We start from the raw sequence: 21,469 nt of genomic DNA on the forward strand, positions 1-21,469 counted from the left end.
TGGTTCGAGCCCAGGTTGGAGAGCCAATCTATTCTCCCATAGCTCAGTCGGTAGAGCGACGGACTGTTAATCCGCAGGTCCCTGGTTCGAGCCCAGGTGGGAGAGCCAAGATTCTCGAAGAACCCACTCATTATGAAGTGGGTTTTTTATTTGCCCTAAGTTCTGCTGTGTTTCATTTGAGTCAGATTATTTTTTTTGTGATTGGCTGTCTGGCAAGTTTCGCTTTATTTTGCCTGCTCTTCCCGCACCTGTTTACCCGCCAGCAAAAATTTTATCCCAAACGTGTCATTACTGCCTTTGAAAGCAGGATGTTTACTCGTCTGAAAGATGCTTTTCCCCATCATCATATTTTGGCACAAGTTGCTTTCAGTGCCTTGATTACTCATGACCAGATGAATATGCGGAGTAAATTCAATCGCAAGGTGACTGACTTTGTAGTGATGGACCGGGAATATAATGTCGTTGCAATTGTAGAGCTCGATGATCCGAGTCATTTTGGCAAAGAAAAGGAAGATGCAGAACGCGATGCCATGCTGATTGCAGCAGGCTATACCGTTGTCCGATACACGGAAATACCGAGCATCAGACAACTACAACGGGATTTAAGATAATAAATTTATATAAAATACTTATTGCTGAATATTGGCCTCTGAGGCTGCCTGCACATCTGTTTCAGCATTTTCTTGCTGTTCCACTGCCTGCTTTTTCTCAGCTGCCTCTCGTGCTTCAATTCGGGCGATCATTTCAGTCTGCTGCTGTTTATACTTTTCCTGATTTTTGGCATCACTATTTACAGCCAGAAATGCCATCGTGACCAAAAAAATTGGAATACATAAAGCCAGGGTTCCAAAAATAACCAGTTTCTTGACACTGCGGGGTTTTGTCTGTTGCGACATAACAAACCTATACTCTTGACCTAAAATCTTGAGCCACTATAACAAACTCAGATGATTGCTCAAGACTTAGCAAGATAACAAATAAAAAAGGAGCCGAAGCTCCTTGCAACATTCTATTTCTATTGATTCATAAACTCGTCTACTTTGTCTACAATAGCAGAAATATTCTGCGTCATAATCGTTTGATGATTAGCATCTGGATCAAGAAATAAATCATCATTATCCATTTCTTCTGCAACCTCTAAAAGTTTCGGAAACAATAATGTTGTAGTTATATAAGCAGGCACAGTTGTATCTTGTTCACCCTGGAATACATATACAGGTTTAGGAATTGGATTTTGTCCTGGCAAGTTTTCCTCTAAATAAGTACTCACATCATCATCCAGGATAAAGTTGGGTTGCAAAGCCTGATAAGTAGCGTACGTTCCACCATTATCAATATAAGACTGAATATCATTCCTAAAACCTTCAGCAACTCGTGGTGAACATTCAACTTCCGCAATTTGTGCAAGAGGAACTTTAGTTTCCAGGAAAGCCTGACTGTATTGGAAAGCTGGTCTTTCTGCCTTAATTCCTGAACTTACAATTGCCGCATAACCATATAAGGTTCCAGCAATCTGTTTTGCCGCCTGGATAGCTTCCGGTGTACCGGGATCTGCAACAGTAGCAGCAACACCCAATCCATAATTTAAAGTTTCTGCCAGATAAGACGCTGGAGCAATTGCTACTGCACCCTTGTAATCAAAGTTAGTTAGCACACTACTAAATTCTGCAGCAGCAAGCGCTGCATGCCCACCTTGTGACCACCCTACCACGCTCCACTCATCAGCTAAAACATTGCCATAATATTTTTTAGCTTCGCTAATAGCAGAAAGAATAGAATTGGCTGCACTTTCAAGATTTAAATAAGGATGTGGTTCATTATTATTACCCAGACCCTCATAGTCTGGTGCAATGACCGCATAACCGCGCTCTACCAATTCCATGACCAGATCTTTTTCCTCTCCAGTTAATGGAAGACGTGAAGGAGCACATTTGTCTGCCGCTCCGGTCGTGCCATGCGCCCAAACCACAATCGGCCAACCACCTGCAGGTGGTGTACCTTTAGGTGTAAAGACCAAGGTTGTAGCACGAATATTTTTATCTTGAACGCTCTGCATGCTATAGCTGAAAATATCATGACGGTCGACCATTGCCTTTACTTCATCATCGACTGCATAGATTTGTACTGGATTAAATCCGATAAATTCATCATCACCGTCATTACATGCTGTTATTAACAGTGTCATTGAACATATGACTGCCAAAGAAGTTTTTTTGAAACCGTTTTTCATTATGCTATTCATATTCTAATCCCTTATTGTTGTTTATATTTTCATGAAGCAGATTTGAATTAATCATAAAAAAAAGCACCCTTATAGGATGCTTTTGTTATGAATTGACAGTATGCAGTTACAGAAGTGCAGCAAAGATTCCCAGGAAAATCATCAGGCCAACCCAACGGTTATGCCGAAAAGCCCAGAAACAGCGCTGCGGATCTTTGTCTCTGGTTTTTAACCACTGGTAAGCAAAATCGATTGCTACCGCAATTAAACCAATCAAGCCAAATGGAACGAGTAAGCCTTCGACCCATAAGGCTGTGCCAATCAGAACAAGACTAATGACCTGCAATACACTGATGATCTGAATATCGTATTGGCCAAATAAAATAGCTGTCGATTTCACCCCAATTTTAAGATCATATTCACGATCCGTAATCGCATATTGGGTGTCATAAGCTACAGTCCAGGCCAGATTACCAAAATATAAAAGCCAACAGGTTAAATCCGGAGTCTGCCCTACTGCGGTATAAGCCATGGGAATGGACCATGAAAATGCCGCACCCAAGAATACCTGCGGTAAATGCGTATAGCGTTTCATAAAAGGATAAATGAAAGCTAGAAATAAAGCCCCAAATGACCAATAGAACGTTTCAATCGGTAAGAAGAACAGTAAGCAGGCACTAGCAGCCACCAGCACCAGGAACACCATCACTGCTTCTTTACCACTAATGATTCCAGTTGCCAGTGGACGTGTTTTGGTTCGCTCCACATGTGCATCCACCTTTCGGTCGGCAAAGTCATTAATGGCACAACCTGCTGCACGCATAAGGATGACACCAAGAATCATCAGCATCAGAATACTCAGATCAGGTATTCCCTTTGCAGCCACCCAAAGTGCCCACATGGTGGGCCAAAAAACCAGTTCTGTGCCAATAGGCTTATCAAAACGACAAAGATAATAATAGGCGCTCAGACGTTCACGCCAGCTAATTGCTTGTGCAGTTGCCATATCAAGTTAAGCCTGTTGATTTTCTATATATTGCTGGAAAGCCGGTAAAAATGTTTCTTGTACGATAAATTTACAGCCATGCCAAGTATAACAGCTCTGGCGGGTCCACCCATCTTCAAGATAGATCACACGACGCTCACAATACGGATTGGTACGCTGGAATAACAGCCAGCCAATCGGCTTCGATCCAATATGCTGAAAAATCCGTGCCCGTTTTTGCAGGCTTAAAATCGGGAAAATACTTTTAGCCTTCACCCAAGGTTGTTCATCACAACCATATAAATAGCTTTCCCGCACCCAAGAGGTATGCTGATGTGGCATCCTCATCCAACTGGCATTTTCAAAGCTTAATCGCTGAAAATGTTCTTTTAACGGCCGCACCCTAAATTGCCCATCTGCCAAATCAGTTAGTTGCTGGGTCAATGATCCTGATGCATATAGCCATTCCCGAAATACAGCTGGTATCTGCTGTCTAGGCTGATTCTTAAATTTTAAACTCACAACATTCCCAACTTCATGATCAGGCATTATCTGTCTTGGCGATAACTTCATATTTGCCACTTGGCAGTTTTTTCAGAATTATTCCATCTGTGGTGATATAAAAGCTTTGCGGATAGTCATAATCCAAAGCCAATTCAGGATTTCGCAATGCAATGAATTCCACCTGCTTATAACCTTCAGGTGTACGTCCGACTTCTATATAGGTCACTTCAGAAAAATTCAGTTTAAAACCTTTACTGTGATCTTGCGGATCAATCCAGGGAAAAAAGCCAGTATGTTTTTTACGTGCTGCCATAATCATTTATCTTTAATCAATAACAGCATCATACAAAAAAACCCGCACTAAGGCGGGTCTTTTTTACAGTGAAATTCTTGGAAGAATTACAGGCTGTAGTACATATCAAATTCAACTGGGTGAGTAGTCGTGTTCAGACGACGAACTTCTTCAGTTTTAAGCTCGATATAGGCATCAAGCATTTCTTTAGTGAACACACCACCTTTAAGCAGGTAATCCTGGTCCGCTTGAAGCGCTTCAAGAGCCATTTCAAGACTGTGTGCCACTGTAGGGATTTTAGCCTCTTCTTCTGGAGGAAGATCGTACAAGTTCTTGTCTGCAGCTTCACCTGGATGGATCTTGTTCTGGATACCGTCAAGACCAGCCATCAACAATGCAGCGAAACCTAGGTACGGGTTCATCATTGGATCAGGGAAACGTGCTTCGATACGTTTGCCTTTAGGACTAGAAACATATGGAATACGGATAGAAGCAGAACGGTTACGCGCAGAGTAAGCCAACATAATTGGTGCTTCGAAGTGCGGTACCAGACGCTTGTATGAGTTTGTAGACGGGTTAGTGATCGCATTCAATGAACGCGCGTGTTTGATCACACCACCGATGAAGTAAAGTGCAGTTTCAGAAAGACCTGCATATTCATCACCAGCAAACAGGTTCTTGCCATCTTTAGAGATTGACATGTGAACGTGCATACCAGAACCGTTGTCGCCTACCATTGGTTTAGGCATGAAAGTCGCAGTTTTCGCGTATTGGTGCGCAACGTTCCAAACAGCATATTTAAACTGTTGTACTTCGTCTGCTTTACGAACCATTGTGTTGAAGCTTACACCGATTTCAAGCTGGCAAGATGCAACTTCGTGGTGATGTACTTCTACACGGCCTGGGCCCATGATCTCTTCGATTTTTGCACACATGTCTGCACGCATATCGTGGTGAGAATCTACAGGAGGAACTGGGAAGTAACCCCCTTTAACGCGTGGACGGTGACCAGAGTTACCTGATTCGTAGTCTTTACCAGTTGACCATGCAGCCTCTTCAGCGATCAATGTATGGCGAGCGCCAGACATGTCGATTTCCCATTTTACTTCGTCAAATACGAAGAATTCTGGTTCAGGACCGAAGAATGCAGTATCACCAATACCAGTAGATTTCAGGTATTCTTCTGCACGGCGAGCGATTGAACGTGGGTCACGGTCATAACCTTGACCAGTTGAAGGTTCAATGACATCACAAGTCACAACAACTGTAGGCTCAGCGAAGAACGGGTCGATAAAACCTGTTTCAGCATCTGGGCGTAAAATCATGTCTGACGCTTCAATACCTTTCCAGCCAGAGATTGAAGAACCATCGAACATTTTACCGTCTTCAAATGTATCTTCATCAATAGTGTCTGCTGGGTAAGTCACGTGTTGCTCTTTACCTTTAGTGTCTGTAAAACGGAAGTCTACCCATTTTGCGCCACTTTCTTGGATGAGTTGAAGGACCTTGTTCGCCATGCTCAATTTGCTCCGATGTTTTTTTGTTGCACTTACGAAGTGCGTGTTAGTAGTTGGTAGTTATTAAGCAATTACCGTACCAACTTTTAAAAGTATAGCTAAAATCTTGAAATCCTTATGAGAATACGTGGATTGAAAGAAATACTTTCGGCCTATTATACTGTCTGTATAATTAAATGCACTATATTCAAGCATTCTCTGTGATTTTTGTTTCGTTAGATTTCACACTGCACCTTAACAGTGCGGTAAAATCACTATAGATGTTATTTCTGGTAAATAATGATGAGCTTATGTAGCTTTTATAAACCTTAGGTGAGTTTTTAATCGATTTAAAAGGTATTTTTGTATTATACTGCGAATATTCAGTTTTTCTTAAAGACTAAGGTTAAGAAAATACTCACCAAATTGAGTCACTTTAGATAAATAAACGATAAGAATACTGTTCCGTTTTCTCCGCCTGCTAATCAACTGTTGTTTTTTAAAGCAACTCATAAAAAAATTAAAACATCAAAATTATGTATACATATTTTTTGACCTTAACTTACTTTTAGTTATTTACTATATTTTGGTTATATCCCCGTGTGTGTTGAGCCTTATCAACCCTGTTCATTTGGCTAAGCAGAAAAATTGGGCAAATTGTTGCGCCGTAGTTTCAGATTATTTGCTATGATGATTGTCGCTTTATTTTCACACAATGAAATCAACAGTTTAATCAGCTTTTCTAGCTAGCTAAAAAACTGCTAATAAAGCACGCTCTGAATTACTCAAGCACAATTTAAGTGCATTAATTTCAATAGGTTAAGCTCATGCTTTTAATGATCGACAACTATGACTCCTTTACTTACAACATCGTCCAGTACTTTGGCGAGCTGAATCAAGAAGTAAAAGTAGTCCGTAATGATGCCGTGACTTTAGAAGATATTGAGCGATGGCAACCTAAATATCTGGTCATTGGCCCTGGTCCATGTTCTCCAAGTGAAGCCGGTATTTCTATTCCTGCGATTCAGCACTTTTCTGGCAAGATTCCGCTATTAGGCGTATGTCTCGGCCATCAAAGTATTGGTCAGGCATTTGGCGGTGACATTGTGCGCGCTAAACGTGTCATGCACGGCCGTCTATCCGACATGTATCACAGTGACAAAGGGATTTTCAGCAACCTGCCTTCTCCATTTTCTGCGACGCGCTATCACTCACTGGTGATTGATCAGGCGACCTTGCCGGAATGTCTGGAAGTGACCTGCTGGACCAATGAAGCAGATGGCTCAATGGAAGAAATCATGGGCGTAAAACATAAGACATTACCTGTTGAAGGTGTGCAGTTCCATCCGGAGTCCATCCTAAGCCAGCATGGCCATCAAATCTTTAAAAACTTCCTAGAAATTTATGCGTAAATAATGATGAATATTCAACAAGCTTTAAACCATATTACAAAAAACATTCACCTGACTCAGCCACAAATGGAAGACGTGATGCGTTGCATCATGTCGGGTGAAGCCACCGATGCACAAATTGGCGCCCTGATGATGGGTCTACGCTTAAAAGGCGAAAGCATCGATGAAATTACTGCTGCAGCACGTGTAATGCGTGAATTGGCACTGAAAATTGATGTCAGCGATTTGCCATATTTGGTCGACATTGTCGGTACAGGTGGTGATGGTCAGAATTTATTTAACGTCTCTACTGCTTCAAGTTTTGTGATTGCGGCTGCAGGCGGAACTGTTGCTAAACATGGCGGTCGTGGTGTATCTGGTAAATCCGGTTCATCCGATGTCCTAGAGCAAGCAGGTATTCGCCTTGATCTGAGTCTTGAGCAAAGTGAACGTTGCATTCGTGAAATTGGTGTAGGGTTTTTATTCGCCCCAAATCACCACAAAGCCATGAAATATGCCGCTACGCCACGTAAAGAATTGGGTTTCCGTAGTATTTTTAACTTACTCGGCCCGCTTACGAATCCGGCTGGAGTAAAACGCTTTGTCATTGGTGTCTTCTCGCATGAATTGTGCCGCCCAATGGCTGAAGTGCTTAAGCAACTCGGTGCTGAACATGTCATGGTGGTGCATTCACAAGATGGTTTAGATGAAATCAGTTTAGCATCTAAAACTTATGTGGCTGAACTCAAGAATGGTGAAATCACTGAATGGGAAATCATTCCTGAACAGGTCGATATTGCCTCTCAAACCTTAACAGGTCTAACCATTGACAGTGCTGCCGACAGCTTAAAACTGATTAAAGACGCGTTAAGCAAAAAGAAATCTGAAATTGGTGAGAAAGCCGCAAATATGGTGGCGCTTAATGCTGGTGCAGGTATCTATGTAGCTGGTTTAACCACCAGCTATAAACAAGGTGTTGCTCTTGCCCATGACATTATTTATGGGGGGCAAGCTCTAGAAAAAATGGGCATTTTGGCAGAATTTGGCAATACGCTCAAAGAATACGACATCTAAGACAGCAGGAATTTTTAATCATGGTAGATATCGCAAATACAATTCTAGGTAAGATCGTAGACCGGAAAAAAGAAGAATTTGCTACACGTCTGAAGCAAAAAAGTTATAAGGATGTTGAAGAGCTGGCTCAAGCTGCCACACCTGTACGTGGCTTTGCTCAATCATTGCTGGCTAAGCACCCGGGGGTGATTGCTGAAATCAAGAAAGCGTCTCCATCCAAAGGCATTATCCGTGAAAACTTTAATCCAGCGGAAATTGCCGCACAGTATCAGGATGCAGGCGCTGCATGTTTGTCCGTCTTGACCGATGTGGATTTCTTCCAGGGTGCTGATGAGAATATTCAGATTGCACGTTCGCATTGTGATTTGCCAGCCCTACGTAAAGATTTCCTGATTGATCCTTATGGGGTGATTGAAGCGCGTGCTTTACATGCAGACTGTATCTTGCTGATCGTGGCTTGCCTGTCTGATCAGCAACTGGAAGAAATGTCGAAGACTGCTTTTGAGCATAATCTGGATATTTTAGTCGAAGTGCATGATGAAGCCGAACTTGAACGTGCGCTTAAACTTTCAGATCGCTGCCTGTTGGGTGTAAATAACCGTAACTTGAAGACCTTTGATGTTGATTTAAATACCTCACTGCGTTTAAAACAGTTACTCGATCCATCTCGCTTGTTGGTGACTGAAAGTGGTATAGCAACACCTGCAGATGTCGCGATGATGCAGGAACATGATATTCATGCCTTTCTGGTTGGTGAAAGCTTTATGAAACAGCCACGTCCGGATCATGCATTCCGCGACCTGTTTGGTGAACCAGAAACTGTATAAAAATTTTCAATTCAGGGCAAAATTCGTTTTGCCCTGATTCTTCCCACTCCCTGAATCAACTTTTAGACCTTCTAATTTATCTGTTTTTCTGTTCTGCCCCAGCTTGAAATCTCTCTCTAAAATTCAGCCTATCAGCCTGGATATAATCAAATACATTCTGCTTATATGAACAGTAAGACCTAAAAAATCAAATAATAAACGTGAGCTCTTATTGTATATTCACGTTTAAATTTCATTTAAATATTCACTTGAACAGAATACCTAAACAGTATGCGCGCAATGCAGTTCTCATTTTCTTGAATCAGGACTATAATTTATCAATATTTTCGCATCTTGCATGTTTTTTGATTATGAGCAAACACGATTCTTCGCTTTCCAAAGATCAGTTTAATTTGCTGAAGCAATTTAAAAAACAGATCAGCAATCCACAGCCACGCGTTGAAGTTGAAGCACCTGCGGTGAAAACACCTGAACAGGAACAAGCTGATGAGCTGGAATTGTTTCGTAAACAGATGCAGGGTGTACAAAAAATCGATAATAGCAATATCGCAAAAATCGAAAAAGCCGGCAAGAAAAAACCGGATGCACAGACACTAGCCAAACGTGCTGCTGCTGAAGGTCCGATGCAGACTGATGAAACTGCCCTTTCAGATACCCAAGCCATGCTGAATCCAGTCGGAAGTCAGGCTGCGCTGAGCTATCGCATTGCGACCCTCCAGCATAAAGTCTTTGAAGATCTGAAAGCCGGCAATCTGCGCTGGTATGAAGCAGTCGATCTGCACGGCTGTACCGTGGAAGAAGCACGTGTTGCAGTATTGCAAATTATCCAGATGGCGAAAGATGAAAACCAGAACGTGATTAAGATCGTGCATGGTAAAGGTCCGGAAGCCATTTTAAAGACCTACGTAAATGGCTGGCTGCGTCAGCACCGTGATGTTTTGGCCTTTGTCAGCGCACCTGAAAACCAGGGCGGTACTGGCGCTGTGCTGGTTCTGCTCAAGCGTGCGGAAAAGAATCCAAAGTTCAAACAGTAATCGGAATTAACTCCAAATTAAGGCAATGTAATAGTTTTCTGCTACAATGCCGTCCTTGTTCTATCTCAGTGTAAGTGAATACGTCATATGACTATGCAGCAATCCTACGCAAACATTCTTACTGCCGTTGGTGAAGATTTAAATCGCCCTGGTCTCAAAGATACGCCTGTGCGTGCTGCGAAAGCATTTTCGTATTTAACTTCCGGTTATAGCCAGACTCTGGAGGAAGTGACCAATAATGCGGTATTCCCGTCTGATAACCATGAGATGGTTTTGGTCAAAAATATCGAATTCTATTCGCTGTGTGAACACCATTTATTGCCTTTCTATGGCCGCGTGCACATTGCTTATTTGCCAGAAGGCCGTGTTTTAGGTCTATCTAAATTTGCCCGTATTACTGAAATGTTTGCACGTCGCTTACAGATTCAGGAAAATCTGACCCAGCAAATTGCAGAAGCAGTGGCTGAAGTGACTGGCGCACGTGGTGTGGCTGTGGTGATTGATTCTGCGCATATGTGCATGATGATGCGTGGTGTGGGCAAGCAGGAATCAACGACACGTACTGTTTCTTTTGTGGGCGATTTTAAAACCAATAAAGAAGAACGTCGTGAATTCCTGAGCGCAGTACCTGAAGCCTACTAATCGTTTTGATTTCAAAAGCCTCGACACTTGTTGAGGCTTTTTTATATGTGCTTTAATTTGTTCAATTTCAGATAACTTTAGCTTGAGGATTCACTATGTCATCGATTTGGTTAGCAGGTCACGGTTTAACCCAGAGTGAAACCACAATTGATTATCCCCGTCCTGATCGCCTGGTCGCTGGCAATCCTAAACGTTCTACACAAAGCTTGTATGATCATCCCAATATGAATTGCGGTATCTGGGAATGCGAAGTCGGTGCATGGAATATTGTGTTTGCTGAGAATAAACAGGAATTCTTTACGGTCATTGAAGGTACAGTTCGCCTGCATGATGCCAACAAAGAAAATTATATAGAAATCAAAGCCGGTGATGCAGGTATTATTCCGCCAGGCTTCGTCGGTACTTTTGAAGTGGTAGAGGCAGTCAAAAAATACTTTGTCGTAGTTGAAGCCTAAAACCTGCTTTTGCAGGTTTTTCTTTTTTAAAACTATAAATAAATTCGACTTCTACAATTCATTACAGCATCACTACCCGCTTTAGCACTCTTCCATCCTACATTATTCCTGATCATCTGTGCAGTTATGCAGATTGATTTGCTTGTCTATATGCACTTAATAAAAAATACATACATTTTAAGAAAGCTCATGGACTTCAAAAATACAGACAGGCATTCATGGTTATAGGGAAATATAGATACATAAGGAGAAAATATGACGATTAAAAAAGTTTCAAAAAATGTTCCCCGTAAAACCTCACGGGTAGTTTCGACCAGTTTTGATTACTCGCTGGATTTTGAAAAAATTGATTTTAGAAAACGGCCTGAATTGTACCGGATTGGACGTGGTGAACAGGGCGTGCTTTCAGTTGAACCGTATAAATCGGAACTTTTGCCACATTGGCGTTTTGCCGATGAAGAGAAGGCTCAAGCAAGTAGCACTAAGATTTATGCCATGTTTATAGATTATCTGGAAAAAGAAGATTTTATTGGTGCGGATATGGCACGTAAATTCTTGCAGATGGGCTATACCCGTGCCCGCCGCTATGCCAATCATAAAGGGGGTAAAAAATATGACGGTCCGGTGCCAGATGACAAAAAAGGATTGAGCGGCGCCCACGGCAGAGACGAGTTACCTCGTCAGCGAGAAGATCCCGTTAAAGCTGCCGCAGCACATATCTTTAAACAAAAATGGGATGAAGCCAAGCTTCATCCCGAATATATTAAGCAAAAACAGAAATTTAAAGACTGGATTGAATCGCTACAATCACATCAATAATTTAGGTCAGTGATGGTGTATTCAATACCCGCGCATCCGGGTTATTTTTTGCCAGATACACCCGATTACGACCAGTATTTTTTGCTGCATATAAAGCTGTATCGGCAGTATCCAGGAACTTCTGGTAGTCTGGATGACCATCATAAATCACACAGCCAATACTCACGGTAAACTTGAACTGCATACCCTGTGCAGTCGTGATTATGCCTTCTTCAATAAATTTACAGATATTTTCTGCAATATTCATGGCACGGCGTTGATCGGTATCGACCAGCAATAGCAAGAATTCTTCACCACCCACACGAAAAGCATAGTCACTGCCCTGACTGTATTTCTGTAATCCATCCGCAATAAATTTCAGGGCCAGATCACCCGCCGCATGACCAAATTTGTCGTTAATGGTTTTAAAGAAATCGGCATCCAGCGCCAATAAGGCAAGCGGTGTCTGGTTCTGACGTGAATAAGTAATTTCGCGGCAAATAATGGTATTTAGATAGCGACGATTGAGTAATTGAGTCAGGTAATCATTTCCCGATTCAATATATTCTGCCACCTGAAATAGCTGATCAATCAGATACTGAATCTCACGATTCAGCTCACGAATCTGCTGAATCAGGTTCAGTTTTTTTGTTTTGTCCTGACATTCTAAAATGATCTGATTTAGCGTATCGACCTGATGAATGCGTTCAATAATTAGCTGAACCTGATCTGAACCGGTGAATGCATACGAGGCCTTATGAATAAACCATAGGCCAAATTCAGATTTGGACAGTAGCGGATGACGTAAGGTTTCCTGACCTGAGAACACTTTGTACATCAGCTCATTTTCCCAGTCGAGTAAGCAACTACGCTGCTTATCTTTTTGTACTGCAACATCCTGCATGGCAGAGAACAGACGATAACTATGCTTTATTTCCTGATTTTTGGCAGTTTTTGCCTCATAGGAACGGCACATGATTTCAGTGGCAAAGCTCATAACCTGTACCAGATAGCTACAGGTCGTCAGCGTCAGCAACTGTTCATCTTCTTCTAACAGCTCAAATATCTTGCGTTCAATTTCACGTACACCACGCATAATCAGCCAGGATGGAATACCTACCCGGGCATGGACATGACCTACGGTATGCTGTTTCTGTACTGCCTGTAAATAGTGCTTATTAATACCCACACTAAAACTTTCTAACAGCCATTGATGCAAGGTGTTGCGCAGGCGCTGCTGAATCAGATCGTCAGAAAAGAACTCTGCCGACTCTTTTTCCACCAGCATATTTTTATAAAACTCTTCCACCAGTATCAGGGCATTATCCTGTATAAACTGGAAGGCATGGACTAAATCATCTGATGAATAATTTTGGCATATATGCTGCCACTGTCCCGCTAGCATATCCATACATTCATTGTCCATACTCAAACACCCCAATAAATCAGGTGAACAATATATCAAATTTATAAGCTATCGTTATCCCATGCATCCATAATTTTGATAAAACGACATCTAAATCGGCCACAAGATCCTTATATCTTTGTAACTTCTATTTTTTATTTAAATCAGCAACTTTTAGAGATTTTACTCGAAAATTCACTTAAAAATAACGAATATAGTGTAAATGCAATGCCTGCCAGTCCAGACTCCCCTGCTGCTGGTATTGCCATCCAATCCGAATGGCATTTTGCATATTTAGGCTATATTGCAGTTCTGTATTCAGGTTGAGCATCCATTGCTGACTGTCATGCCAATAAGGGAGCTCTATCTGTACCAGACTGTTAATTCGGTCCGTCCAGATATTCTGACAGCCTGCGGTTGGTCCCAGGCCTGCACGCCAGCCATCATCAAGTGCTTTACCAGCCTGCACATGCGTTTGTAATTGCACATAACATAGATGTTCACGTTCGGCATTAGCCCAGCTATAGCCACCCTGTACCTGAAAATTGGCTACACCATGCTGCTGCTCAGTACTGAACCCTCCTTCCCGGTCAAGCGCTTCCTGTTTCCAGCCCAGATTAAAGCCCCAAGACAACGGAACCTTAAATGCATGAATCGGGTTATAAGAATTAACTGTTAACAGGTCCAGATGTTCCAGTTTTATACGATCATCACGGTATTGCAGCGCACCATCGAGAAATAATAATTGAGTGCCTGTGCGTAATCCGCCTTGTGGATCCATCAGATCATGATAAGCCTGACGGAAACCTAACTGAATCGCAGTTTGATCCTGTACCTGTCCAGCCTTAAATACGAAATTACGTGCATGATGGCTTTGTGTCGGATCTACTTTTGGAGTTTCTGGCTGCTGACGCTGTTTCTCTATGGCCAGCTGACTCCTTAATCCCAATAACTTGCGAAAGCGGGGTTGGGCAAATGCTTCATCTACTTCCTGACGCAGAAAATCCAGATATAAATGATCATAAGCCATTTCCAGTATCTTGGCCTGATCTTCAGCAGGATAATTCTGCAAGATCTCAGACATCTTAGCAGTTTCTGCATAAGCGACCTGATGTGCAGTTTTTGCCAGAACTTTACCATGCTGGCGAGATTGAGCCAGCAACTGGGTTTCGAGGGCTGGTCGGTAGATTTTTTCCCGAATCAGCCCCTGCTGCTCTACAACTTTTAGGGTTTCTACCGGAATAGTGGTCGTACCGAACTGTTTTTGCAGATTCAGTCCAGGTCGGACTAAGTCGAGCAGACCTAAGAGACGATATGAACAATTATCATTAATAAAATAATAAGGGAAATTGACCTGTTGCATTTCCCACAGATGCTGTACCAGAAAAGTGGTTTCTTCGGGCGTCAGATTAAGTTCATATTCCCATAAATCCCGGCTTTCAAAATCGCCATATTCTTTGACCTTACGGTAATAAGGCATCAGTGAATATTCACCCGGATATTGTCCGGTTAGGCCTTTCCAGGCAAAGGACCAGTTATCATTACTGTCTACGGTCGCTGCATAATTGACTGCATAAGAAATCAGCTTCAGTTCCTGCTGGTCTTTAGGGTCCAGACGCAGCAAAGTATGCCCAAACATTGAGCTCGGATTCCCCATAAAATCTGTCGCATAAATCAGGGTAGCTTTATAAGGCTTCACCTCCCCAATCCAGCGTTCAAGATCAGGGCAACTTAGCTCAGGCAATTGCTGCTCAGAGATATTTAACTGCTGCATGAGCCAGTGACTACGTGCGGGAAACTTGCAGCGCACGGACTGGTTGGGGGCAGCTGCTAAAAATAATGCCTGTATATTCTGCTGCATTTCCTGTTGCAGGTTACTTCCTCCCTGCTCTGCCAGAAAATAACCAGAGTAGCTGACCTCACTCTGACCTTTGCTATTGGCATACATTAAACGCTGCCAGGTTTCCGCCTTAAATAGCTGCTTCTGTACCGCCTGATCAAGATAAGGCTGAATATCTGGGGAAATGGTCGTAGCAAAACTTACGGGACTCGATAGCAAAGCTATGAGTAAAAAGGCATATTTCATTCAGTCAACGTATTCTTGGGTTTTTATAGTCATAAGAAAACCCTGCCAGTAGCAGGGTTTTTTAAGGATCCGTTAGATGTAAGATTTTAACACTTCATCTTTAGCCATCACGTTTTGTAATGAGCTCAAAACCTGTAAAGTATTTTGATTTTCTTCTGAATAGATTTCAGAGAAATTCTGCTTGGATAAAGTAAAGAAGCGTGCTTTATCTTCAGATTTAATATTCAGCAATTCTGCAAGTACATTCAGGCTTTCACCTTCACCAACAGCCATATCGCGTGCCAATGCTTCCGCATTTTCATTGGTAAACGTCACAACTTGTGCAGTGACTGTTCCTCCCTGACTACAACCCAAGGTACCGAAAGTAATCCCTAGCCATTGGTTAGTAAACAGAACGTTTGTAGTACCAGCAAGCAGTTTAGGAATAATGCCTGACTGACCTGCCCACACCTGACTACCGACACCACAACCAACATCATTGTCAGCCATCGCCAGGCTCGAACCAGTCGCTAATACTGCTGCGAGCATAATTTTTTTCAACATACTTATTCTCCGGTTATTCTCTGCATCTTTGTTATTGATATAATTATGTAATTTATATTACACATTAAGCAGATTAGCTGGAAGCTGATCGATACGCAATGTCAAAAACGTCCATGTTAACCAAAGAAAACATTAATTTTATGAAGAAGCTTTCAACTGCCAATTTCCTCTAGAATCACGCACCCCTAAAATCTTCATAACCAGAACCAGACTGAGCAATAATAACAAGTACCAGGAACCTAATTTTGCCCAGCCGACCATATGCCATTTTTCTACCTGACTTGGATAGAGCCAGATCTGGTAAAAGGTACTGATATTCTCTGCAATCCAGATAATAAAAGCCAGTAAAGCCAGGACCGGTAACATCGGCAACTGAAAGGAATGCCGGTTCAGCTGAAAGCGGATTTGAGTTTTCCAGAAGATCAGCGCGCTCCAGATAAAAAGAAGAATACGATAGTCTGGAATAAAGAACTTGCTCATGAAGTTAATATAGGACAACACGGCCAGTGCCATCATATTGGCAAAACCAGGCAAGTGATTAAAAGAGACCTGAAACAGACGTAATGAACGCGCAAAAAAACTGCCTACAGCTGAATACATAAAGCCTGCAAACAACGGGACGGTTAAGATCTTGAAAATGGCGGGTTGTGGATAATGCCAGGAAGCAATCGCTGGATGAGTCAGAAAAATTTCCATCACCATCGCCAGAATATGAAATAGCGCAATGACTCTGGCTTCTGCCCAGGATTCTAATTTGGCATACAATAGAATGACCTGAATCACCAGAGCATAAAATAGAAGATAGTCATAACGGTAGAAGCCGTAAAACAGTTCACTCCCCATTGAAGCACTAAAAGCAAAAGCCAGCAGGAGTAAGATCCCAAATAAGGCAGCCGATGCTGCCTTATAAGAAAATTCAACCCCTGATTTGAGTAGGTCGATCAAGGTTTACATCCTAAAGATATTTAGCGCTGTACTCATGCACGGTATCAATAAACGCTTTAGGATGGGCTGGATCTACCCATTGTGTAATGCCATGTCCAAGATTTGCCACATAACCGGTCTTTTCACCATTGGCATAGGCATCATCCAACATCAGCCGGGTAGCTTTAGCAATTGCGTCTGGAGAACCATATAAGGTTGCAGGATCAAGGTTGCCTTGTAATGCTGCACGACCAGCAACAGTCTGACGGGCAACATTCAACGGCGTAGTCCAGTCCAGTCCAAAAGCATCTGCACCTGTTGCTACCATTGGCTCAAGCCACTGGCCACCACCTTTGGTGAAAAGGATCACAGGGATCTTGCGGCCTTCTTTTTCACGCTGCAAACCTGCGACAATTTTCTGCATATAATTAAGTGAAAATTCGATATATTCACGATGCGCTAGTGCACCACCCCAACTATCAAAAATCTGCACCGCCTGAGCACCTGCATCAATCTGGGCATTCAGGTAATCCGTTACTGCATCTGCCAGACGTGTAAGTAATGCATGCAGCACTTCAGGCTGTGCATACATCATTTGTTTGGTAAAGCGGAAATCCTTGCTGGAACCACCTTCAACCATATAAGTCGCCAGTGTCCATGGACTGCCCGAGAAGCCAATTAAGGGAACTTGTCCACCTAATGCTGAACGGATCGTAGTAACCGCATTCATGACATAGTCTAGATCTGCTTTGGCATTAAATGCTGGCAGATTCGCTACATCCTGCTCGGTACGTACGGTTTTATGAAACTTAGGACCTTCACCGGCTTCAAAATACAGACCCAGACCTAATGCATCCGGCACAGTCAAAATGTCCGAAAATAGAATGGCTGCATCAAGTTCATAACGGCGCAGCGGCTGCAAGGTCACTTCACAGGCAAATTCGGTATTCTTGCAAAGAGACAGGAAATCCCCTGCCTTAGCGCGTGTTTCACGGTATTCTGGTAAATAACGGCCTGCCTGGCGCATCATCCATACGGGTGTGGTATCTACAGGTTCACGCAACAATGCACGCAGAAAACGATCATTTTTTAAGGTCGTCATTCACATTACCATCAATCTTTGACATTCAAGACATCATAGCAAAAAGCCTCCATTTTTAATAACTTCACATTACTTTAAAAATCGATCATCATAAGTGAAGAATTAAGGGTGTCACAAAACAACTACTGCATCTCCATAGTTTTTCTGTAATACTTATTACGTTATTTAAATAGTTTATGAATAATTAGGTTGAATTACATGTTCGTTCGCACAATGCTCGCAATGAGTTTAAGTTGCATTATTGCAGGTACTGCCTTCGCTGCTTCTGCTACTGAACAGCCATTAAATCCCAAAAAAGTAGCGAGCGATGTTACGGTTCAAGACCCGATCGATCCGCTTGCTACAGAAGCATCAGCAGCCAAATCTACAGATACTCCTATTTCAGCTCAGGAACAAAGCGATCTTACTCAGGCTTCTGAGACCCTGGATGGCCTGCAGGCAGCTGAAGATCAAAATGCGGATATCGGTGCTGCCCCAACAGCAGCCGCTAAAAGCACTTCTGCTCATGCCAATAAAGCCTCTTGGACGCTAGATGGTCTGAATAATGCTGAATGGTATGAAGACATCGGTAAAGGTCAGTTCCCTGTATACGCACGTGCACATGTCATGTTGAACAATGCTCATGCTTCGCCAGGTGCAATTGATGGAACCAGTGGTAAAAATACCCTGAAAGCACTGGCTTCTTTCCAGCAAATGAATGGTATCAAGCCGACCGGTACATTGACCAAAGAAACCTGGGATAAGCTGATAGAGTTGCAAGCATCTAAGCCTGCATTTGTCGAATACACCATTTCAGCAGAAGATCTGAAAGTACCTTTGGCAAAATCAATTCCATCTGATTATGCGCTACAGGCTAAAATGCCTGGTCTGTACTACACCAGCATGTCGGAAATGCTTGCTGAAAAATTCCACATGGATGAAGCATTCTTGAAACAGCTCAATCCGGGAGCAAATTTCAGCAAAGCAGGCCAAAAACTTTTGGTTGCCAATGTCCGTAACAACCTGCCAGAAGACATTCATTTGATTGTAGCGCACAAAGGTGCCAAACAGCTGTATCTGTTTAACAGCAAAAATAAAATGATTGCCTCTTTCCCGGCAAGTATTGGTAATACCAGTACGCCTTCTCCAACAGGTACTTATAAAGTAACAGGTGTGGCGCGTAACCCGTATTATAGCTATTCACCTTCTAACTTTGTTCAAGGTAATAATACCAAACCGCTTTCCTTACCACCTGGCCCGAATGGTCCAGTCGGTAATATCTGGATTGGTCTGAGCAAGAAATCATTTGGTATTCATGGTACGCCAAATCCATCGATGATTTCCAAGTCTTATTCACACGGTTGTATCCGTTTGACCAACTGGGATGCCAATGATCTTGGCCGTAAAGTGAAGTCAGGTGTAACTGTCCGCTTCCTGGAATAATCAGTTCTATATAAAAAATGCCCGCTTTCGAGTGGGCTTTTTTATGCTTCAATAAAATTCAGATCGTTGCAAAACTGCAATGATCTGTCGCATGGATAGGCTTTTTATAAAATAAATACAACGCTAAGATAGGATCATGTTAAAAAAATAGATGAGATGAAAAATGGATGCTTTCCTGCATAAAAGCGAAAACCGTGGTCATGTCAAAATGGGCTGGCTAGAATCCAAACACAGCTTTTCATTTGGTAACTGGTATAACCCTAAATATATGGGTATCAGCGCACTGCGTGTGATTAATGATGACTTGATCGATGGTCACCAAGGCTTTGGTCAACATCCGCATGACAATATGGAAATCCTGACCTGTGTACTTAAAGGTACGATTACCCATCAGGACAGCATGGGCAATCACGGAGGGATTTCTGCGGGTGAGTGGCAACTGATGAGTGCCGGTACAGGTGTTCGCCATAGTGAAATGAACCAGGGTGATGAACAGGTCCATTTGCTACAAATCTGGATCATTCCAAACGAACATGATGCACAACCGAACTATCAGCAAATTAAGCTGGATCCACGTGAACAACCTAACCAGTGGCATCTCATTTGTGGACCAACTGACAACGCACCGATGCATATTCGTCAGAATGCTGAAGTGAAAACCGCAGTGATCAAAAAAGATCAGGCTTTAGCAATCAAAGCCACTCAGCATATTAACTATGTGCATGTGATTTCAGGTGCAGTACAGATTGCCGAATACACCTTAAATGCAGGTGATGCAATCGCTTTCCTGGATGAAGTAGATATGAGAGCTCTGGATGATGCTCAAGTAATCTGGTTTGATTTGCCGGAAGTCAAAGACTAAGATTTTTATCAATTTTAGTTCTAAAAGGCTATTCATCTCATCTGCAAGGTGGATAGCCTTTATTTTTTATATCGTGAACTTATTTCTCTCTATGCAAGCTTGCAGATAAAAATAAATAATACCAATCCACAGCACTTCTTTACCTAAGAGTTTCCCATTTTCAGCGATGATTAAGCTTATTCATTTTAAACAACCGTCTATTTATATCGTACGAAGAAACTTAACCAATTCTTATGGCTATCCTTCGAGTCATTTTTTATTATGAGCACAACAGAATGATTACTTGATATTTTCTAAGAATCAGAAGAGAAAATCCTTATGAACCAGATCTTAGATATAAAAACCAGCCAACAGCAGGCCTTACTTTATTTATTGAATTTCTTAAAACAGCAAGACTATCAATTTACTGCAATTACCCCACTTTCTCATCAACGGATTCTGGATCGTAAACAAAATGATTTAAATAAAGAAATTACGCTCAAGGATATATTTGGCTGGAATCTTGGATTTAAAAAAACAGATCTTGATCCTGCGCTTTTTTCCATACTTGAAGAACATCAGCTTCTTAAATTTCAGGAAAACTTATATTTAAGTCAGGTACGGGTAGCTTCTCTCAACAATGCGTTATTTATTCACTCTGCCTTTCCGACCATAGAACAAGATGCAGTATTTTTTGGCCCAGATACTTATCGTTTTGCCTATCACTTGAAGCAACATTTAGCGAGCCGATCTGATCCATTGAAACGCGCAGTTGAACTATGTTGTGGTACTTCGGCAGCTGCCGTCAGTATCGCAAAATATTTTCCAGATTATGATGAGCTGATTGTCGCGGATCTTAATCCGAAAGCCCTGTTATATAGTCAAATGAATATCGACTTTGCTGGTTTAAAAAAAATCCATCCGGTACAGAGTGATTTATTTGCAAATCTGCAAGGTCAGTTTGACCTGATTTTTGCCAATCCCCCCTATTTAATCGACCCGTATCAACGTCAATACCGGCATGGCGGTGATGAGCTAGATGGCAATGCTCTCTCTTTTCGCATCATTAAAGAAGGTATCCAGCATCTTTATCCACGGGGATGTATATTCTTATATACAGGCGTTACCGTCACTCAGGATGGCAATCGTTTTTTAGCGCATTTAGAAAACTTAATGAAGCAGTATAAAAATATCAGCTGGTCTTATGAAGAGATTGATCCGGACATCTTTGGAGAAGAATTAGAACAACCGGCTTATCAGCATGTGGACAGGATTGCTTTGGCATTAGTGAAAATTGAAGTCAAACAATAATATTGTCGTCATTAAAAGTTCTTTATTTAATGGGTAAATACTCAGAAAATTTATAAATTTTTATGAAAAATCTATAAAAAATATCCCAGTAATTTATTGATATTTTAAAGGTTTAT

Annotated in this window: 22 protein-coding genes and 1 tRNA gene; 12 read left to right on the forward strand and 11 right to left on the reverse strand. The window is 42.0% G+C overall.

What is annotated here, in order from left to right; genetic code table 11:
* Positions 1-32 precede the first annotated feature (32 nt).
* Together ACTJIX_RS10255 and ACTJIX_RS10260 are read left to right on the forward strand one after the other, a co-directional pair.
* Positions 33-108, forward strand: a tRNA-Asn gene (locus tag ACTJIX_RS10255).
* 89 nt (positions 109-197) lie between these two features.
* A complete protein-coding gene (locus tag ACTJIX_RS10260) occupies positions 198-611 on the forward strand; it encodes a DUF2726 domain-containing protein (protein WP_440611441.1) in 414 nt (137 codons plus the stop codon).
* 18 nt (positions 612-629) lie between these two features.
* Here ACTJIX_RS10260 and ACTJIX_RS10265 read toward each other — a convergent pair whose 3' ends face one another.
* The 6 genes from ACTJIX_RS10265 to glnA all read right to left on the reverse strand — a co-directional run bounded on the left by ACTJIX_RS10265 (position 630) and on the right by glnA (position 5,525).
* Positions 630-896 carry a hypothetical protein gene (locus tag ACTJIX_RS10265; RefSeq protein ID WP_005221434.1) on the reverse strand — a complete coding sequence of 89 codons (267 nt, stop codon included), beginning with the start codon at positions 894-896 and terminating at the stop codon, positions 630-632.
* 119 nt (positions 897-1,015) lie between these two features.
* The gene (locus ACTJIX_RS10270) at positions 1,016-2,185 is read right to left on the reverse strand and encodes an alpha/beta hydrolase (protein WP_228127683.1); all 1,170 of its coding nucleotides are present in this window, start codon (positions 2,183-2,185) and stop codon (positions 1,016-1,018) included.
* Positions 2,186-2,348: 163 nt separating this feature from the next.
* Positions 2,349-3,227, reverse strand: a complete 879-nt coding sequence (gene ubiA, locus ACTJIX_RS10275; protein WP_004893927.1) for a 4-hydroxybenzoate octaprenyltransferase — start codon at positions 3,225-3,227, stop codon at positions 2,349-2,351.
* Between the two features lie 6 nt (positions 3,228-3,233).
* Positions 3,234-3,755 carry a chorismate--pyruvate lyase family protein gene (locus ACTJIX_RS10280; protein WP_017401580.1) on the reverse strand — a complete coding sequence of 174 codons (522 nt, stop codon included), beginning with the start codon at positions 3,753-3,755 and terminating at the stop codon, positions 3,234-3,236.
* Positions 3,748-4,023, reverse strand: a complete 276-nt coding sequence (locus ACTJIX_RS10285) for a hypothetical protein (protein ID WP_004893922.1) — start codon at positions 4,021-4,023, stop codon at positions 3,748-3,750. Before ACTJIX_RS10285 ends, ACTJIX_RS10280 begins: the two co-directional genes overlap by 8 nt.
* 86 nt (positions 4,024-4,109) lie before the next feature.
* Complete coding sequence (gene glnA / locus ACTJIX_RS10290; RefSeq protein ID WP_171056638.1) at positions 4,110-5,525, reverse strand: type I glutamate--ammonia ligase; 1,416 nt, start codon at positions 5,523-5,525, stop codon at positions 4,110-4,112.
* Between the two features lie 800 nt (positions 5,526-6,325).
* Here glnA and ACTJIX_RS10295 point away from each other — a divergent pair.
* The 7 genes from ACTJIX_RS10295 to ACTJIX_RS10325 all read left to right on the forward strand — a co-directional run bounded on the left by ACTJIX_RS10295 (position 6,326) and on the right by ACTJIX_RS10325 (position 11,740).
* Entirely contained in the window at positions 6,326-6,910 is a 585-nt protein-coding gene (locus ACTJIX_RS10295; RefSeq protein ID WP_004893775.1) for an anthranilate synthase component II, read from the forward strand.
* 6 nt (positions 6,911-6,916) lie between these two features.
* On the forward strand, positions 6,917-7,963 hold the full coding sequence (gene trpD, locus ACTJIX_RS10300) for an anthranilate phosphoribosyltransferase (protein ID WP_034434201.1): 1,047 nt from the start codon (positions 6,917-6,919) through the stop codon (positions 7,961-7,963).
* 20 nt (positions 7,964-7,983) lie between these two features.
* A complete protein-coding gene (gene trpC / locus ACTJIX_RS10305; protein WP_005221426.1) occupies positions 7,984-8,790 on the forward strand; it encodes an indole-3-glycerol phosphate synthase TrpC in 807 nt (268 codons plus the stop codon).
* Between the two features lie 350 nt (positions 8,791-9,140).
* Positions 9,141-9,824, forward strand: a complete 684-nt coding sequence (locus ACTJIX_RS10310) for a Smr/MutS family protein (protein WP_005221425.1) — start codon at positions 9,141-9,143, stop codon at positions 9,822-9,824.
* Positions 9,825-9,917: 93 nt separating this feature from the next.
* Positions 9,918-10,466 carry a GTP cyclohydrolase I FolE gene (gene folE, locus ACTJIX_RS10315; protein WP_171249847.1) on the forward strand — a complete coding sequence of 183 codons (549 nt, stop codon included), beginning with the start codon at positions 9,918-9,920 and terminating at the stop codon, positions 10,464-10,466.
* A 95-nt stretch (positions 10,467-10,561) separates the two neighbouring features.
* Positions 10,562-10,921, forward strand: a complete 360-nt coding sequence (locus ACTJIX_RS10320) for a cupin domain-containing protein (protein WP_262478488.1) — start codon at positions 10,562-10,564, stop codon at positions 10,919-10,921.
* A gap of 255 nt (positions 10,922-11,176) precedes the next feature.
* Complete coding sequence (locus ACTJIX_RS10325; protein ID WP_262478487.1) at positions 11,177-11,740, forward strand: DUF4385 domain-containing protein; 564 nt, start codon at positions 11,177-11,179, stop codon at positions 11,738-11,740.
* Position 11,741: 1 nt separating this feature from the next.
* Here ACTJIX_RS10325 and ACTJIX_RS10330 read toward each other — a convergent pair whose 3' ends face one another.
* The 5 genes from ACTJIX_RS10330 to hemE all read right to left on the reverse strand — a co-directional run bounded on the left by ACTJIX_RS10330 (position 11,742) and on the right by hemE (position 17,779).
* A complete protein-coding gene (locus tag ACTJIX_RS10330) occupies positions 11,742-13,145 on the reverse strand; it encodes a diguanylate cyclase (protein ID WP_440611421.1) in 1,404 nt (467 codons plus the stop codon).
* A 178-nt stretch (positions 13,146-13,323) separates the two neighbouring features.
* Positions 13,324-15,210, reverse strand: a complete 1,887-nt coding sequence (locus ACTJIX_RS10335; protein ID WP_005221418.1) for an Lnb N-terminal periplasmic domain-containing protein — start codon at positions 15,208-15,210, stop codon at positions 13,324-13,326.
* A gap of 72 nt (positions 15,211-15,282) precedes the next feature.
* Positions 15,283-15,753, reverse strand: coding sequence for a DUF3015 family protein (locus ACTJIX_RS10340; RefSeq protein WP_004810609.1), 471 nt, complete (start codon positions 15,751-15,753; stop codon positions 15,283-15,285).
* A 138-nt stretch (positions 15,754-15,891) separates the two neighbouring features.
* Positions 15,892-16,698, reverse strand: a complete 807-nt coding sequence (locus ACTJIX_RS10345) for a DUF817 family protein (RefSeq protein ID WP_005221414.1) — start codon at positions 16,696-16,698, stop codon at positions 15,892-15,894.
* A 10-nt stretch (positions 16,699-16,708) separates the two neighbouring features.
* Complete coding sequence (gene hemE, locus ACTJIX_RS10350) at positions 16,709-17,779, reverse strand: uroporphyrinogen decarboxylase (RefSeq protein ID WP_005221411.1); 1,071 nt, start codon at positions 17,777-17,779, stop codon at positions 16,709-16,711.
* A 198-nt stretch (positions 17,780-17,977) separates the two neighbouring features.
* Between hemE and ACTJIX_RS10355 the strand changes: the two genes are divergently transcribed.
* The 3 genes from ACTJIX_RS10355 (at position 17,978) to ACTJIX_RS10365 (ending at position 21,353) form a co-directional block, all read left to right on the forward strand.
* Positions 17,978-19,201 carry a L,D-transpeptidase family protein gene (locus tag ACTJIX_RS10355; RefSeq protein WP_253169665.1) on the forward strand — a complete coding sequence of 408 codons (1,224 nt, stop codon included), beginning with the start codon at positions 17,978-17,980 and terminating at the stop codon, positions 19,199-19,201.
* A 163-nt stretch (positions 19,202-19,364) separates the two neighbouring features.
* Entirely contained in the window at positions 19,365-20,063 is a 699-nt protein-coding gene (locus ACTJIX_RS10360; protein ID WP_004893742.1) for a pirin family protein, read from the forward strand.
* Positions 20,064-20,381: 318 nt separating this feature from the next.
* Complete coding sequence (locus tag ACTJIX_RS10365) at positions 20,382-21,353, forward strand: class I SAM-dependent methyltransferase (RefSeq protein ID WP_262478484.1); 972 nt, start codon at positions 20,382-20,384, stop codon at positions 21,351-21,353.
* The last annotated feature ends 116 nt before the right edge of the window (positions 21,354-21,469 follow it).

The organism is Acinetobacter sp. 22323 (genome assembly GCF_052044895.1).
Classification (GTDB): Bacteria; Pseudomonadota; Gammaproteobacteria; order Pseudomonadales; family Moraxellaceae; genus Acinetobacter; species Acinetobacter schindleri.